General features: G+C 56.5%; 13 protein-coding genes and 1 pseudogene. 3 read left to right on the top strand and 11 right to left on the bottom strand.

Annotation, left to right across the window (positions count from 1 at the left end; translation table 11 throughout):
• Positions 1 to 32 precede the first annotated feature (32 nt).
• The 11 genes and pseudogenes from AB1724_16205 to AB1724_16155 all read right to left on the bottom strand — a co-directional run bounded on the left by AB1724_16205 (position 33) and on the right by AB1724_16155 (position 14,902).
• A complete protein-coding gene (locus tag AB1724_16205; protein MEW6079350.1) occupies positions 33 to 1,790 on the bottom strand; it encodes a glycosyltransferase family 39 protein in 1,758 nt (585 codons plus the stop codon).
• Entirely contained in the window at positions 1,787 to 3,034 is a 1,248-nt protein-coding gene (locus AB1724_16200; protein ID MEW6079349.1) for a glycosyltransferase family 9 protein, read from the bottom strand. The genes AB1724_16205 and AB1724_16200 overlap by 4 nt, the downstream gene beginning before the upstream one ends.
• Positions 3,031 to 4,851 carry a glycosyltransferase family 39 protein gene (locus tag AB1724_16195; GenBank protein MEW6079348.1) on the bottom strand — a complete coding sequence of 607 codons (1,821 nt, stop codon included), beginning with the start codon at positions 4,849 to 4,851 and terminating at the stop codon, positions 3,031 to 3,033. Before AB1724_16195 ends, AB1724_16200 begins: the two co-directional genes overlap by 4 nt.
• Before the next feature lie 56 nt (positions 4,852 to 4,907).
• Positions 4,908 to 6,065: a vitamin K epoxide reductase family protein gene (locus AB1724_16190; protein ID MEW6079347.1), complete on the bottom strand. Its 1,158-nt coding sequence runs from the start codon at positions 6,063 to 6,065 to the stop codon at positions 4,908 to 4,910.
• Positions 6,062 to 8,185 carry a hypothetical protein gene (locus AB1724_16185; GenBank protein ID MEW6079346.1) on the bottom strand — a complete coding sequence of 708 codons (2,124 nt, stop codon included), beginning with the start codon at positions 8,183 to 8,185 and terminating at the stop codon, positions 6,062 to 6,064. Before AB1724_16185 ends, AB1724_16190 begins: the two co-directional genes overlap by 4 nt.
• Positions 8,186 to 8,625: 440 nt before the next feature.
• A pseudogene (locus tag AB1724_16180) lies at positions 8,626 to 8,736 on the bottom strand (prepilin-type N-terminal cleavage/methylation domain-containing protein).
• 475 nt (positions 8,737 to 9,211) lie between these two features.
• A complete protein-coding gene (locus AB1724_16175; protein ID MEW6079345.1) occupies positions 9,212 to 10,606 on the bottom strand; it encodes a sigma-54 dependent transcriptional regulator in 1,395 nt (464 codons plus the stop codon).
• 11 nt (positions 10,607 to 10,617) lie between these two features.
• On the bottom strand, positions 10,618 to 11,925 hold the full coding sequence (locus AB1724_16170) for a dihydroorotase (GenBank protein ID MEW6079344.1): 1,308 nt from the start codon (positions 11,923 to 11,925) through the stop codon (positions 10,618 to 10,620).
• A complete protein-coding gene (locus AB1724_16165) occupies positions 11,912 to 12,850 on the bottom strand; it encodes an aspartate carbamoyltransferase catalytic subunit (protein MEW6079343.1) in 939 nt (312 codons plus the stop codon). The genes AB1724_16170 and AB1724_16165 overlap by 14 nt, the downstream gene beginning before the upstream one ends.
• A gap of 8 nt (positions 12,851 to 12,858) precedes the next feature.
• Positions 12,859 to 13,515: a signal peptidase I gene (gene lepB / locus AB1724_16160; protein ID MEW6079342.1), complete on the bottom strand. Its 657-nt coding sequence runs from the start codon at positions 13,513 to 13,515 to the stop codon at positions 12,859 to 12,861.
• 31 nt (positions 13,516 to 13,546) lie between these two features.
• Positions 13,547 to 14,902, bottom strand: a complete 1,356-nt coding sequence (locus AB1724_16155) for a M23 family metallopeptidase (GenBank protein MEW6079341.1) — start codon at positions 14,900 to 14,902, stop codon at positions 13,547 to 13,549.
• 309 nt (positions 14,903 to 15,211) lie between these two features.
• Between AB1724_16155 and kdsA the strand changes: the two genes are divergently transcribed.
• Genes kdsA through lptC form a run of 3 tightly spaced genes read left to right on the top strand, consistent with a single transcriptional unit; the run spans position 15,212 to position 17,139 of the window.
• Positions 15,212 to 16,033, top strand: coding sequence for a 3-deoxy-8-phosphooctulonate synthase (gene kdsA / locus AB1724_16150; protein MEW6079340.1), 822 nt, complete (start codon positions 15,212 to 15,214; stop codon positions 16,031 to 16,033).
• Positions 16,030 to 16,557, top strand: coding sequence for an HAD hydrolase family protein (locus tag AB1724_16145; GenBank protein ID MEW6079339.1), 528 nt, complete (start codon positions 16,030 to 16,032; stop codon positions 16,555 to 16,557). The genes kdsA and AB1724_16145 overlap by 4 nt, the downstream gene beginning before the upstream one ends.
• A 12-nt stretch (positions 16,558 to 16,569) precedes the next feature.
• Positions 16,570 to 17,139, top strand: a complete 570-nt coding sequence (gene lptC, locus AB1724_16140; protein ID MEW6079338.1) for an LPS export ABC transporter periplasmic protein LptC — start codon at positions 16,570 to 16,572, stop codon at positions 17,137 to 17,139.
• The last annotated feature ends 5 nt before the right edge of the window (positions 17,140 to 17,144 follow it).

Genomic DNA, 17,144 nt, shown 5'->3' with positions numbered 1-17,144 from the left:
AGTAGAAAGAACCGGGGCAAATGTCAAAACCGTCATGGCGCGGGCATATCCGCTTCTGAGACACGCACGAAATAGTCGGGTCCCACCGGAATTTCCGCCAATGGCCGCAGGCGATAATCTATCAGCAGAGACTGGTCCGAACGCACCTCCCGGGTATGGACGTCAGGACGCTGCAGCACCAGAATATGGTCAAAATAAATCTGTTTTAGAAAACGCAGCAGCGGAACCTGTCCATTGGCAAAGTTGAAATCGACCGACCCCAGACGGTGGATGGTATAGAGGTTGGTGCGGTCGGATATGATCAGCAGCTTTTCCCTGTCCAGCTGATAACTGCGCTCAAGGTAATCCAGGACCCGCTTATACTCATAGGTTAAGGCCTTGCCCTGAACCAGGGTCTGTTTTTCGGCCACGGGCCAGTAATAAACGACCTGGACGATTACCAGGAGAATAATGGCCCCCCGCCAGGACGAATCCGTCTGACGCGACAGACGGTAGACGGCATACACCGCGGGTATTACCAGAAACGGCAGAAAGACCATGGCCAGGCGGTTGTCCACGGCCGTGGTGAAATCCCCCCAGTAGAAGGCGGCATACAGGAGGAACAGGGAAATCCCGCAAACCAGGGCGTAGACAATGACGGACCGGGCCGGGCCGCCGGCCAGGCGGTCATCCGTCTGAATCATCCTTTTAACGATGCTGTAAATGCCGGCCGCTGCCAGGATAAACACCGCCGGCACAAAACCGTAACCGGCATCCAGCCCGAAAAGGACAAAAAAATTGGAACCAAAATGATCCGCCAGGTTGCCGAGACCGAAGAGCGAGTCCGGCATCAGCCGTGCGTCACCGGATTGAACTCCCGGGCTGAAAAAGCACAGGCGCCGCTGCCAGATCAGCGGCAGCAGCAGCACCGGACAGAGCAGGGTCGGCAGGCGGTATTGACCGATCGTTTGCCGGTCAATAAAATATGGCGCCAGCACCAGCAGTCCCGCGATAAAAATCGCTGATTCGTAACGGCAATGGGCCAGCAGCACCAGGGACAGAAACAGGAGTTCGGCCCGGTCGACCCGCCGGGACCGCATGAACCGGTACAATGAGAACAAGACGAACACCACGAAAAACAGGTTGAGGGTTTCAAAACCGCCGGAAGTGGCCCAGAAAATAAAAACCGGGCAGGCGACCGTCAGGAATATGCCCAGGATGCCGTAAAAGGATGAAAACGCCATGGTCAGCATGACATAAATCAGGACCAGAGTCAGAACACCGGCCGCGAAGTTCACCACAAACCCGTTATACGGGCTGTACCCCAGGAACCCGTGGCACAGGGAAATAAAGAAAGGGAACCCCAGGGGCCGCTGATCGATACTGCCGGTATAATCATAATCCGAGTAATCGATGCCCAGGCCCTGGTGAGGCAGGGATACGGTTTTGTCCTCGTGCATGGCCATGGAAACGCCGACCAGATTGGTTTCGTCCGAGAGAATTTTGAACTGAGGCGGCGTCAGGTGAAACGCCAGCGCCATGATTCCCAGGGAAAGGATAAAGCCCGGGTAATATGCCCGGCACAGGGCGCCGATGCGGCCGCTGGTTTCCCGGATGATCAGCATCACCCAGATGACAAACGCGGTCAGAATAAAATAGTACCCGCCGTGGTTGAATACCGGCAGCACCCAGGAGCGCGGCGGAATCATCCCCGCCGCTGCCGTCAGGCCGACGGTCACCAAAAAGAATGTGATACGGGGCGCCATCGCCTTCAGGCCTTGTTCCAAGGAATTGTCCATCCCCTTCTTCATTCGCCTTCTCCGGTAACGACGGCTTTGCCCTTTTCGGATTTGTCCTCCAGAATCGTCATGGCTTTCCCCAGGACCGTTTCCGGGGAAATGGCCCGCAGGCAGCGGTTATTGCCGTCACAGGGAGAGTTGCGGTGATTATAGGCCGTCAGACAGGGGGAGCAGGCCCATCCGGCAAAGAGGTTGACGGCGTTCCGGTTTAAAGAGCCGTATAGAACCGGCGTCTCCGGGCCATAGAGGATAATACTCGGCAGGGAAATCAGGCCGGCGAAATGGCCCGGCCCGCCGTCATTGGTGATCAGCAGCTCCGACAGGCTGAATACGGTCAACAGCTCCCGGAGAGACCGTGTAAAACCCGTCAGGTCCATGGCCGCTCCCCGGGGACAGCAGCCGACGATCCGCCGCGCCAGAGGCCCGTCCTCGGGAGGTCCGGTGACGGCAACCAGGAAGCCGGACTTTGCCAGGGACTCGGCCACCCGACTGTAGTATTCCGGCGGCCAGGCCCGGATGGCCAGCAACCCGCCGCCGGGATGGAGAACGACCATCGGCCGGCCGGCCGCCTCTACCTCGGGAAACTTTTCCCGGATACGGCCGATGATCGCCGCCCGTTCCTCCCCGGAGACGACGACGTCGGGCAGTGCCGGCATCTCGTCGGGCACGGGAATTTTGCATCGGGGCGTTTCAGCCGCGTCCACGGCTTCCGCCAAATGGACAAACTGCCGGGAAATATGCAGGTAGGGGTTATACAGTACCGGCCGGTTGATAAAATTGCCCCGGTAAAGCCCTTCCTGGGTGTGACGGTGAAACCCGACACGAACAGGCGCGCCGGAAAAGAAAGAATAAATACTGCTGATCCTTGAAAACAGTTCGCAGTCAATGACGAGCTCCGGACGGTTCCGTCTCATGCGGGCAAGGTACTTGACGCTGTCGGCCGCAATCCCGGCCAACGTCCGGTCATTGATGGCGATGATGTGGTCACGGCCCGTCAGGCCGATGAGATCGATAATTTCCACGTTGCGGCTGAAGGTCAGGATATCCAGTGCGGCCTGCGGGTACTTTTCCCGCAGACGCCGGATCATGGGCCAGGTCATGGTCAGACTGCCCATTTCCGACAGCAGAATCAGCAGTATCCGTTTGACCGGCAACGCGACGGTTTCCGCCCCACGAATCCGTGCCATCAGGGACAGTATCCGGCATGCCGCCGGTCCGACGGCGCGGTCGATCATTCGCTGGGTGGATACCTTCAATCAGCGCCCTCCTGAATACCCGTAACGCCCTTCAGCCATTGGTCATAACCATCGACAACCAGACGGGTTATCCCCCGCCGGGACAGATCTCCGCAGGCCAGCGCCAGGGCCTTGAGATAATATGACCCGGCCAGCGGCCACTGTCCCTGTTCGTCATAGTATAAGCCATTTTCATAAAAGTCCATGAGCTTCGCGTATACCGGACCGGCCAGGGGATTTTGCTCCCGTGCCATTACCAGGCTGTCAGCCAGGAAATTCAGCGCCATCCGCGAATCCTGTTGAACGATCCGGACGCAACCCAGATAAAACCATACGGCAGGGCGATCCGGCGCCAGTCGGGCGGCCCGCCAGAACGCCTGCTCCGCCGGTTGCCACTGGTCATCAAGCACCAGCGCCTTGCCCAGCGAAACCCACAGGGGCGCCTTGTCCGGCCGGGTAACCGCCGCCCGGTAAAAATGATCGATGGCCCCGGTCATATCGTTCCGCATGGCCAGGGTATGCCCCAGGGCGTGATGAGCCAGGAAATTATCCCCGGTCACCGCCAGCGCGTGCCGGTACAGCGTCTCGCTGTCACGCCAGGTCTGAACCTGTGCCCATGTCAGGGGCGCGTAAATGCCGGCCAGCAAAACCGGGACGATGGTCAGCCATGTCCGTCGGCGAACCAGCTTGTCTATCATGGCTTTCAGGCTGAAAACGATCACTATCAAAATCCCCGCCAGGGGCATGTACATGTATCGGTCGGCGATAAAAAAATCCCCCACCTTGACAATGCCGATGACCGGAACCAGGGTGCCCAGAAACCAGAACCAGCCGGTGAACAGGTAACGCCGGTGCCGACCGATCCGGACGATCATGACGGTGACGGCCAGCAGAATCCCGGTGGCGGCGGCCGCCATCCCGCAGCCGGTAAAGGCCGGCTGAGGATAAAAAACAGCCATGGGCGCCGGCCAGACGCTTTTCTTCAGATAGACGGCATAAGCCGCCAGCACCTGGAAAGCACGGGATGCCGGCGGCAGATCCATCGTCGACACCAGTCCGCCGCCCCGTTGTTGAGCAATCATGGCGACGGCCATCCCCGCCGCGGCAAACAGAAACAGCGGGATCTTCTCCGCCACCAGCGGGCGCCAGCGCCGCCAGGGGCTCTTGATCCACCCTGTCACCGGCCCCCCGTTCCGGTCACGGCGATACGGCCAGTAATCCAGAAGGAGGAGAAGAAAAGGCAGGGTGACAATCATGGGTTTGGCCATCATCCCCAGTACAAAAAAAACCATGACCGGAATAAACCGCCGCCATCCGGGACGCCTGACGTGTCGCTCATAGGCCAGCAGGGCCAAAAGCCAGAAACAGGCGCACAGGATCTCCTTCCTCCCCGAAACCCAGGCGACCGGCTCCACATGCAGGGGATGAAGCGCAAAGAGCCCCGCCACCAGCCAGCTCTCCCACAGTCCGCCCAGGCAGCGACGGCAGAAAATGAACAGCAGGGCGCTGTTAATCAGGTGAAGCAGCAGGTTGGTCAGATGATAACCACGCGGACCGGTTCCGTATATTTCCGTGTCCAGCATGAAGGAAAGCCAGGTCAGGGGATGCCAGAACTCCGCCTCCATGGTCTGAAACGCCCAGGCGACATTACCCGGGCTGAAACCGGACCGTACCCGCTCATTGTTGACCACATACAGCGGATCATCCACCGTGACAAAATCAAAACCGGACAGGCAGCCGTATACAGCGAGCGTCATCAACAGGATGGTGATCAGCGGCAAAAATGATTTCAGCCGGCCGTCAATTTCACTACGGGATCTTACCTCATCAGCCATCATCGGGACCCCATTTCGGTTATTCCTGTCGGCTTTATGAAAAGCGGCGTGAAATTGAATCAATCAACGATCGCGCTGACAACATGCTGGGGAATAATACCCAGATACATTTCATTGTTGATTACATAAGTGGGGGTTCCAACCACCCCCAGTTTCAGCCCTTCCCGGATATCATTCAGCAGCAGGTATCTGATCCACTCGCTCCGCAATGCCCAGGCCAGTTCTCTAGCGTCCAACCCGGTCATTTCAGCCACCGCGGGCAGAGGCAGGTTCTCCCGGGGAACCTGGAACAACAGGTCGCTTGCTTCCCAGAATTTTCCCTTTTGAGCGGCATAAATGGCCAGCAGGGCCAATTTGCCCGACCCGACGTGAAACTTGTCCTTGATAAGGGGATTAAATTTATTATCAACCGGAAAATGCCGGTGTACCAGGCGAATCTTATCCGGATGGGCCTCAACAAGTCTTCTTAAGTAATAATGCATCTTCCGGCACTGGAAACAAAGATAGTCCGTAAACTCAACGATCGTCAGTTCCGGGTTTTCAGCACCGATCCAGGGATGCCCGTCTTCCGTCATCCCGTGGGGAAGATTTATATTCAAAGTGCCGTAGCCCATCTTCCAGTATTCCGGAAGAAACACCAGCGTCGATATTACCGCCAGTCCGAAAATGCCTGTGACCACCTGGTGTTTCGGCAGCGAGGCGAAAAACAGCGCATCGCCGTATAACCCTTTCCAGAAAGGATCCACGGAAAACCGGCGCCGGATCAGCCAGCAGTATACCAGCAGGGCGAAATTTATCCCGTAGCTGGCGATGCACATGATGCAGTAACTGTGGATGAGATAGTTGGAAATCAGCGCCAGCACAATACTGTACGCCGAATAAGCGCCGCAGATGACCGTCAGCAGCGTCCACCCGGATTTATCGCGGCTCTTGTCCAGACCGGCAAAAACGACCAGTATCACCAGAAACAGGTAGCCGATAACGCCCCAGACCGGCACCGGAATATCCAGAAAAATCGCATAAGGGCTTTGAGACACCGTATCGCAGTTGATGGCCTTGGAAACGGCGCAGAAACTGCTGTACGAAATATCCGTATAAACCCGGTAATGAGAATAGGAGAGGTAAGCGGAATCGAGTAAACCGGCCAGGGCCAGCAACAGTACCGGCACATAGTACACACGGAACGGATGGGGTTTAATGCGTCTGGATCCGCTCATCTGGGCAATATCGCCTTTTCTTCTGCTTCCCGGCCGATGGCCTGATAAACGGTTTTGATTATCGGCGCCACCAGGGCCTTGTCCAGAGGCGCCGTTCGTCCGGGCTCCGGAAGTTTCTTAAAGGTTTTCAGTATATCATAAACATTCTTCTCGGAGAACAAAACCCGTGCGAACTGTTCAGCAGCCGCCTGGTCCCCGGCCCTGGCGCTGTTTTCAATCAGGAAAAAACAGACCAGAATCTGCGGCGGCTGCCGGTTTTGAGACAACTTGTAGAACCGCTCGGCCATTTCGTATCGGCCCGTGCGGCTCAAGGCGCACCCGGCATACAGCAACGTCACCGGTGAACGGAAAGGGGACATGTTCAGCGACTGATTCAAATCGGCCAGGGCGTTTTCGGGTTCGTCCATCCATAACCGGATCAATCCCCGCGTTTCATAATAATCCGGGAGGGCTTTTCCCCGGGAGGCGACGATCAACTCATCCGCCGCGGTCAGGGCTTTTTCCCACTGGGCCGTGGCCGCCAGCAGTCGGGCCAGGTTATGCCTTGCTTTCAGGAATTGAGGATCCAGCCCGATGGCCGTACGGTAAGCCTCTTCCGCCTGCCCCGATTTCCCCAGCTCCGCCGACAACACACCGATATTATCATAAATTCTGGCCCGGAAGTTGGGCGTGGGATGATCCATGGTCGCGGCCCGGTTAAACAACCCGATGGCCACTTCCTTTTCCCGCGGAGAAGCGTCCTTCCCCCAGCCGATATAGGTGGCGATGTTATTGACCGGTCCGGCCTGTTTGGGCGCTTTTTTCATGGCGTCATACCACAGGACAACCGTAGATCCCCAGACCGCGTTTCGCTCATAGGTAAACATGCCCAGGGCCACGATAACCGCCGGAATACAGACCGCTATGGCCGGGTAGTCAATACGGCGGTCATGGCGACAGCGATTCATCAGACATCGAACCCCGACCGCGACCGGCATAAACAAAAACAAAGAAGGCAGATAATTGCGATGTTCAAACATTAGTTCCAGCGGAAAAATCGAAGATTCCACAATATGATTGACGAAAAAAAACAGGGTCGCGAAAGAGAATAAAGGCCGGCGGCGACGAAACAATATCGCCGCAGCGATCAGACCGAGGATTGAAAAAACAGCCAGAAAAGTGATCGGGGGATCAAACAGGGAGCGTGAAAGAGAAAAGTCGTGCGCCAAAGATAACCGGGAAGGAAGCGGAAAAAATATTTGAGACAGATAAAAGAGTACAATCCGCGGTTCCGACAGGATCCGCTCTTGAAAAGAAAAAGACCGGAAGTGATAGCTCTCCAGAAAGACCAATGGATTGAAAGGGACAAAAACAAAGATACCGGCAATACCGACGATCAGGATAATGCCGCCCCAGAGTAAAATACGCTGCCGGGATTTTGCCCCCTTCGGAGAGTCAAACAACAGTGTCTCCATCAGCAATAGTGCTACCGGGAACATGATGGCGTTTTCCTTTGAGAAAACAGCGCAGAGAAACATCAGCGCCACCAGTGCCCGGTAAACCATCGCGAATCGGGATGAACGTAATCTGGCCTTCAGATAAAAATACATGCCGGCCACATAAAACAAGGCGGCCATCTGCGCCATGCGCTGAACGATATATGTGACCGCTTGGGTTTGAATAGGATTGATCGCCCACAGGACGGCGCTAAACAGGGAAACAGAAAAAACATCATCCCTGGAAAACTGCGACAGGAGCAGCGGCGTGTTGAATATCTGATAAACCGTCAGATACAAAAAAAAAGCCGTCAGAATATGAACGGTCATATTGACGGTATGATATCCGGCGGGATCGTCACCGCCGAAAAACCAGTTTATAGCGAAGGAAAGGTTGGGAAGAGGCCGGAACAAGCGTTGCCGGCCCGGCTGAGCGAAAAAAGTCTCCCGGATTGATGAGGTATCCAGGGAAGTCAAATGCAACCGCTCGTTGGCCAGAATGTTCGGCTGGTCGTCATAATGCCAGGGAACATCAAACGTGTTGGAATAGATGGGAAGGATCAAACACACCAGAACGGCCAGCGCCATCAACGACCGGCGGCGACCGGAGACCTTGGTGTTGATGCTGTTCTCAATTACGGTCATATATAAATTGATGATGGCGGTTGTTCGGTTTAATTTTCAGAAGTTATTTTGTAATATAATCAATTTTTACGGGTACAGGCAAAATAAAAAAAGGGCGGGCCGCAACGGCCCGCCCTTTTTCTCGTCAGCAGATAAAGTTAAATTTCCAGCGTCTTGGTGAAAATAAAGGAATCGGTACCCCAGGCGCCGCCGGCGGCATTCCGGTAATCTACCGGACATCTTCCGGATGCGTCAGTAACCAGAACGGTAATGTTCAGGTTGGGATCCGCCGCCTCAACGTCAGCAGTGTTTTGGCCGGTGCAGAGATTGGTTGCCCAAGTAGAAGTGTTGGCAGGAAGATCGGTATTGGACGGAATGGAAAAATGATCCGACAGGGCGGCGGCGATGTTGTTGGCATCGGATTCCGCCTGGCTGCAGAAGGATTTATTCCGGTAAGCGATGAAGTTGGGGATAGCGATAGCCGCCAGAATACCGATGATGGCGATAACGATCATCAATTCGATCAATGTAAAACCCTGGGTGCCTTTTTTCAACTGAAGTTTACGTAACATGGTTGTCTCCTTTATGCCTTTGGTTTGAGTTCTTTTGAAATGTACCATTTACCCTGTATTTTGAACCTTTTTTACGCCTCCTCCCTCCTTTCATATATGTTTCTAGTTTAAATCAAGCCGTGTTTAATTTAGGATATTTCCCTCTCTTGTTTTGGCTCCGTTCATTTTTCCTGACGTTGCCTTTCCCATATGCAATAAGGGTGCCATTTAGCAGCAGGTTGTCGGTTAAGTACAAAACCACTTGTTTTCCCTGAAAAAACAAACAAGCATCCTTTTTGCCGAAAACACCGGCACAACGCTGAAAGACAGGAAACGACAATTATTGTCATCATCGACGCGAAAATTGTCCACCCGGATAGTCATGATCGGTCCCATAATCGCTGTCTTCATTGACGGATTTTTTAATAATTTTGCCAGAGGATACTCGTCGTTTTCGGATACCCGCCATTTTTCAGTATCGATAACAATTTATATATTATCGTTCCAGATCCAATTTGTCAAGCCGATAGCGAAAAGAACGCGGGCTGATCCCCAGAAGTTCGCAGGCCCGGTTCTTGTTGCCGCCGCTGACCTCCATGGCTTTATTCAGATAGGCTTTTTCAATTTCCGACAGAATCTCGTCGAGTTGAACGCCGTTGGTCACCTCATCCAGATCGAACCGCCTTCCCGGAAGCCCTTCGATCCAGCGCCGTTTGTAGGTTGAAATCGACAGGCTCTCCGGCAGAATGATATTGGTTTCCGTCAGGGCGACGCTGCGCTCGATCAGGTTCTCCAGTTCGCGGACATTTCCCGGAAAATCATATTTCTCCAACATATCAATAGCATAAGATGATATCTTGGAGACCTTTTTGTCGAATTCGGCGGAAAATTTTTCCAGATAGTACTGCGCCAGCAGTCGGATGTCACTCTTGCGCTCACGTAAAGGCGGGACTTTCAGTTCGATCACGTTCAACCGGTAAAACAAATCTTCGCGGAAATTGCCCGCGATAACTTCCTTGGACAAATTCTTGTTGGTAGCGGCCAGAATCCTGGCGTCCACCACGATATCCTCGGTGCCGCCGACCTGTTTGAACGCACCGTCCTGGACAACGCGCAGGAGCTTGACCTGCAGGGGCAGGCTCAATTCCCCGATTTCATCCAGAAAAATCGTCCCGGAATGGGCCATGGTGAAAAGACCCTTTTTGTCGTTGGTCGCGCCGGTAAAGGAACCTTTCTTGTGACCGAACAGTTCGCTTTCCATCAAATTCTCCGGAATCCCGCCGCAGTTGACCACTACAAACGGTTTGTCGGTGCGGGCGCTCTCCCGGTGAATGGCGCGGGCGATCAACTCCTTACCGGTGCCGCTCTCACCGCTGATCAGAACCCGGGTCTTGGTTCTGGCCACTTGACGGATGAGACGGTAAATATGATGCATCTTGGGATGATCGCCGACAATATTATGGAAGTGCAGATTGTTCTCAAGGCGTTTATCGATGGCTTTTTTCTCCTGCTCCACGGTCTTTAGCAGAAGAGCGCTTTCGATGGTTTTTTTCAGTTCGTTGCTGTCCAGGGGCTTGGGCACGAAATCATAGGCGCCGGCGTTCATGGCTTCGACTGCCGTCTCGGTTGCGGCATAAGCGGAAATCATGATCACCACGGTTTCCGGGTCGGCCTTTTTAGCGGCCTTCAGCACCTCGATCCCGGACAGATCTCCCAGCCGGACATCGCACAGCACCAGATCAAACTTGATCTCACCGATCATGGCGATGGCCTTGCGGCCGTCCTCCGCCAGGGAAATTCGGTAACCTTCCCGGGAAAGCATGACATCCAGCAGTTCACGCATGCTCAACTCGTCGTCGACGACAAGGATATGCGCCTGTTTCTCGGCCATCGGTTTTTCCTCTATCGGCAGCGTCCGGCGCCGGGCGCCAGCCCGTAGTATACGACCCGGCCGCCCACCATGGTCAGAACCGCCTTTCCCTGAAGCTCCCATCGATCGAACGGCGTATTCTTTCCCAGGGAACGGAACGATGCCGCATCCACCCGCCAGGCCATATCCGGATCGATCACGGTAATATCCGCGGGACCGCCGACGGCCAGACCGCCGGGAAGACCCAGAATCCGGGCCGGGGCAAGCGACATGGCCTCCACCAGGCGGCTGATGGAGATCAGGTTGCGCCTTACCAGCGACAGGGACAATGCCAGAGAAGTCTCCAGTCCGCTGATGCCGTTGGCCGCGAGATCGAACTCCACCTCTTTTTCCATGACGGAATGAGGCGCGTGATCGCTGGCAATGGCGTCAATGGTGCCATCGGCCAGCCCCTCACAGACGGCTTCCCGGTCCGCTTCCGACCGCAGGGGCGGGTTGACCTTGGCGGCCGTGTCATATTCCCCCACCGCTTCGTCCGTCAGCATGAAAAAATGGGGCGCTGTTTCCGCCGTCACCGGCACGCCTCTTTTTTTTGCCTCCCTTATGGCCCGGACTGACTCCCGGGCGCTTACGTGGGCGATATGCAACGCGGCGCCGGTCAGTTCGCACAGGGCGATGTCCCGTTCCACCATGATGCGTTCCGCCGCGTTGGGGATCCCGGCCAGCCCCAGCCGCGTCGACGCCAGTCCCTCGTTCATGGCGCCCCCGGCCGCCAGGCTGACCACCTCGCAGTGGGAAATAACCGGCAGGCCGAATCCTTTGGCGTATTCCATGGCCCGACGCATGAGCAGATCATCGGAAACCGGCTTGCCGTCATCGGATACCGCCACAGCGCCGGCTTCTTTCAGACCGGCGAATTCGGCCAGGTCTTTCCCCTCCTGGTCCCGGCTGATGGCGCCGATGGGAAGCACGCGGACGCCAACCCCGCTCGCGGCCGCCTGGGAAATCATAAACCGACAGACCTCGGCCCTGTCATTCACCGGCTCCGTATTGGGCATGGGGCAAACCGCCGTAAATCCTCCACAGGCCGCGGCCAGGCAGCCGGTGGCGATGGTCTCCTTGTATTCGTATCCCGGCTCCCGCAGATGAACATGCATGTCAATCAGACCGGGCGTGACGATTTTGCCGGCGGCCTGAATTTCTTCGGTCACGGCCGGAGAAGACGCCGCCCCGGCAGACGGGGCGGCAATATCGACAATCCGGCCTTCGGAAATATAAATGTCGTAAATCCCGTCCAGATGTCCCGGGTCAACCACCCGACCGCCTCTAATCACCACCATCCCGCTGGCCTCCCAATACCAGATAAAACAGCGCCATCCTAACCGCCACACCGTTTTCCACCTGATCCAGAATCACCGAACACGGTCCGTCAGCCACCTCCGGCGCGATTTCCACGCCCCGGTTCAACGGGCCGGGATGCATGATCAGCGCGTCCGGACGCGCCCGCTTCACCCGCTCCACCGTCAGCCCGAAGGTTCTGGCGTACTCCCGCGCCGATGAAAACAGATGGGCTGCCAGGCGCTCCTTCTGGATCCTCAACATCATAATCACGTCCGCTCCGTCAATGGCCTCATCCGCGCTGTGCGTCACCTCCGCGCCCAGAGAATCGATGCCGAACGGCAGCATGGTCGGCGGCGCCGCCACCACGACGCTGGCCCCCATCTTGCGAAAGCCCGCTATGTTGCACCGGGCGACCCGGCTACGGGCGATATCGCCGATGATGGCCAGCCGCAGACCGGCGATGCGGCCTTTTTTCTCCCGAACGGTCATCAGGTCCAGCAGGGCCTGTGAGGGATGGGCGTGCATGCCGTCGCCGGCGTTGATCACTGGCAGGGAAACATGGCGGGCCAGCAGGTGAGGCGCGCCGGCGGAAGAGTGCCGGATAACGATTATATCCGGGGACATGACCTCCAGATTCCGGACGGTATCGACCAGCGTTTCCCCCTTGGTCATGCTGCTGGCCCCGGCAGTCAGCGCCACCGAATCCGCACTGAGGCGTTTGGCGGCAAGATCGAAGGACACCCGGGTGCGGGTACTGGATTCATAGAAAAAGCTCACCACGGTCTTGCCCCGCAGGGTCGGTACTTTTTTGACGGGCCGCCTTGAAATCTCCTTCATGTTCACGGCCGTGTCCAGGATCAGCGTGATGTCATCGCACGACAGCGACGCCATCTCCAGGATGTGTTTGGTCGACAAGCCCCCCATGACGCCCCCTATTTCACGACATTGCCGATTCTCGACCAGCGGACCCGGCCCGCCAAAGACTCCGATTCACCGTTCCAGGACCAGTATATCAGGAACGCTTTCCCCCGGACCGCCTCCAGATCGAGAAATCCCCAAAACCGGCTGTCACTGCTGTTATCGCGGTTGTCGCCCATCACGAATAGCTGGTGATCCGGCACCTGCACCGGACCGAAGTCATCCCTTACCGGCTGAACGGCGGTGTCGGTATGAATAATGTATTTTTCCTGCATGGGCTGCTGGTTGACGTAAAGCTGCTTGTCCCGGACGGAAACCACATCGCCGGCCACGGCCACGACCCGCTTGATGTAATCCTTGTCGGGGTTGCCGGGGTATTTAAAGACGATGATATCACCCCGCCGCGGGGGTTCCCCCTTTATCAGGGAAATATGAAGGAAAGGGATGTCGATACCGTAAGCGAATTTATTGACCAGAATATGATCCCCGATGAGCAGGGTATCTTTCATCGATCCGGAAGGAATTTTAAACGCCTGAACCACAAACGTCCGGATAAACAGCGCCAGCAGAACGGCGATTAATACCGCTTCAACGTTCTCCCGCCAACTGCTGGTGCCGGAAGACCTCGCTGTCGCTTCGTTTTCCTTGTTTTGCCCCTGCTGTTTTTTCATTCCCGTAACGATATTCCCTCTGATATCCCGGTTAAGAGCCGGCCGGCGGATTCCGGATCATGTCCTTTTTACTGTTGATGTTGTTGGTAATCCAGGATTCATCCCACCATTCGATGGGATTGATGAAGGTATCCTGAAGCAGCATGCTGTAGTGAAGATGGTCGCCTCCCGCCAGCCCCGTCTGCCCGGACAGGCCGATCGTTTCCCCCCGGGAGACCATCTGGTCCTCCGCCACGCTGATCTGGCTGAGATGGCCATACAGGCTGAACAGACCGAGGCCATGATCAATGATGACGGCCCGGCCGTAAATACCGAGGTCTCCGGCAAAGGCCACCCGGCCGGCATTACCGGCCGGAACCGGTGACTTGGCCAGGGACGCCAGATCGACGCCCAGATGATAAGCCTGGCTGACGACCTGCCCCTGATATTGATAAGTGCGATGATCTCCGAAGGCGGCCCGGCAGGTGGCGTTGGGAAAACTCACGAAAACGCCCTGCCAGTGCTGCTGGTTGTCGGATTGACGACAGACGGAACGGATGGTTTCATCGTTCTTGATCCGCAGTTCGGTATTAACGTATTTGAATGTCTCGATCGGCCGGTCATCCGGTACCGGAACGTCAAAAGCCGGCATGACGGTGTTTAAGAAGCCGTCGGAGAGGGGGATCAGATCCTCCGCGAAAACCTTGGGTTTGATCAAATGATAAAAACCGGCCCGGGTAATGTTGCCCGCGGCGTCGGTGACCTGCACCATGGGGCTGACGTCCGGTGGTTGATCGTAAGCCACCGCGAAAAAGCCAAGGCAGATGTTCGCGTCCTCAAACTGACCGGCGCGACCCGGGAAGAACCTGTCCCCCACCTGAACCCCGTGAACCGTATCCGGCTCGAGCACCCTGTAGATGACCAGGCCGACCCCGCCCTTATTTATATAATGTTGAGGGGTCAGCACCTCCACTTCAGGTTTTTTGGTGTCGATGGCCACCTCTTTTTCAACATACGCCAGGTTCCCTTTGAACCAGCCCCGCCAGGCGCTGTCCCGGGCCTGAACCCGCAGGGTGGCCGGCCCGTCCGGGATTCCCGCCTTTTTCGGCGCCAGACTGATATCGAACTGTTTGCTGGCGATAATTTCTCCGGAGCCGGCTGAAGAAAAATCGGCCAGGGCGTGTTCCTGACCGGCGGCCAGCAGCGTCACGGAAGCGCTTTTCAGCCCGTTCTTCGAATCGGCGATGACCACCGCGAATTCCGACGCGGCCCCCAGTGCCGGCTTCAGCCCGGGAAAGGTCACCGCCGGCGGTTCGCCTTCCATTTTAGGGAAAACCCAGATCACAGCGGCAACAATGATAATTATCAGCAGTAACGCGAGCAGCCCGGCGGCTGTTTTTTTCTTCATTTTTTTTCGATCTTCCTTTGCAAATGTGCCCGGCCTTAAAAATCTTTATCACTGTATCAGGCAATATCTGCATATTCAAGGTTAAAATATCCGGATTCCTCAACCACTGCCGCCTGCTTGACTTTCACCGCCGGTCGGGTTAGGAAGATAGTATTAGGTTCAAGGTTTAAGGGTCAGGGGTCGAACGGAACACCTGTGTGCGCCCCCTGTTTGACAAGCCACCCTTTGCGTCCAGTAAATCCTAGAGCAGGTGATAATGAATTCATCAGGGAGAATTGGTTGACAACACCACTATTCCCGACCGACCGGATTCCGGTCGGCCGGATTCATATCGGCGGCGGTGAGCCGCTGGTTTTAATCGCCGGTCCGTGCGTCATCGAGGACGAGGACAGCACTTTCCGAACGGCGGAATTTTTAAAATCCGTCACGAACGAATTACGCCTGCCCTTTGTTTTCAAAGCGTCCTTTGACAAGGCCAACCGAACCTCCATTCACTCCTTCCGCGGTCCGGGGCTGGATGAAGGGCTCTCCATCCTGAAGAAGATAAAAGAGACGCTGGGGGTCGCTGTCATTTCCGATGTCCATCTCCCGGAGCAGGTCGAGGCGGCGGCAGAGGTGCTGGATATCATCCAGGTCCCGGCTTTTCTGTGCCGGCAGACCGATTTCATCCTGCGGGCTGCCGGATCAGGCAAGACGCTGAACATTAAAAAAGGGCAGTTTCTGGCGCCCTGGGATGTCAAAAACATCGTGGAAAAAGCTTCCTCCTCCGGTAACCGCAACATCCTGATCACGGAGCGGGGCACGATGTTCGGTTACAACAATCTGGTGGTGGACTTCCGCGGCATTCCCATCATCCAGAAGGAAACGCGCAAGCCGGTCATTTTCGACGCCACGCACAGTGTGCAGCTTCCCGGCGGCGGCGGATCGCGCTCCGGTGGAGAACGGGCCTTCGCGCCGCTTCTGGCCGGAGCGGCCGTGGCCGCCGGTGCGGACGGTATTTTCATGGAGGTCCACGAAGATCCGGAGAAGGCGCTTTGTGACGGGCCCAATTCCCTGTACCTGGACTCCGTTCGCGGCATCCTGCTTAAACTGCAGGCCATCCGGGACGCTATCCGGCAGGTTGTAAAATGACGCCCGACATTCAAACGCTCTTTTCCGGAATCCGGCTGCTGCTGCTTGACGTCGACGGCGTGCTTACGGACGGCGGCATCAGCTACTCCGGTCCCGAGACGGAGACCAAAACCTTTTCCGTCCGGGACGGTCTCGGCATCAAAATGGTGATGGCCGCCGGTTTGCAGGTGGGTATCGTCACCGGCCGATCATCGTCGGCGCTTTCCCGGCGTTGCCGGGAGCTGGGCATCACCTGCGTTTATGATGATGTCTGGGATAAAAGCGCGGCCCTCGCGCCCATCATGACCGAAACGGGGATCGGCTCCTTCCGGGAGGTGGCCTTTATCGGTGACGACCTGCCCGACATCCCCCTGTTGAAAAAGGTCGGCCTGCCCATCGCGGTAGCCAACGCCCATCCGGAAGTGATCCGCGTGGCGGCTATGGTGACAACGGCCGAAGGCGGCCGCGGCGCGGTCCGGGAGGTCTGCGAAAATCTTCTCCGGTCGCAGGGGCTCTGGCAGCAGGCCCTGGCAACCTATCTGTGAAGGTCCCGGCTGATGGCTTCTCCCAAACGCTCTCTGTTCCCGATGCTTCTGATCCTGCCGGTTCTTGGTCTGATCGCCTACCTGGCGCTGTACGACGGCGGCCGGGAAAAACGGCGGGAAAGCGCGGCCAAACTCATCCGAACCGCGCCGGACGTGTCACTGGAGGGCATCCGTCAAACCTTTATCGAAAACGGCGACAGGAAATGGTCGCTGAAAGCCGCCTCGGCCCGGCTCTCCCGAAGCAGCCGGCAGACGCAGGTGACCGATATTGATCTGACGCTCTTTACCGCCGGTGGTGACGCTTTCCGCGTTACCGCCGACAAGGGGATGCTGTCCCTTGACTCCAGCGACGCCGAAATCACCGGTAACGTCGTTATCCATATTCCGGAAGGCAAAATATATACACAGTCGTTGCGTTATCGGGATCAAGACCATATAATAACCGCCGATGAACAGGTTAAGGTGGAAAGCGATTCTCTTCACCTTACGGGAAACAGGCTGCGGTATGATTTACGTTCCATGACAGCCGAACTGCTCGGAAACGTAAACGGCATCATCAACGGAAACCTCACCCGAAACTGATCCAG

The organism is Thermodesulfobacteriota bacterium, assembly GCA_040753795.1.
Lineage (GTDB): Bacteria > Desulfobacterota > Desulfobacteria > Desulfobacterales > Desulfosudaceae > JBFMDX01.
The sequence above is the reverse complement of the archived record's forward strand: the minus strand, read 5'-3'. Positions and strand labels throughout refer to the sequence as shown.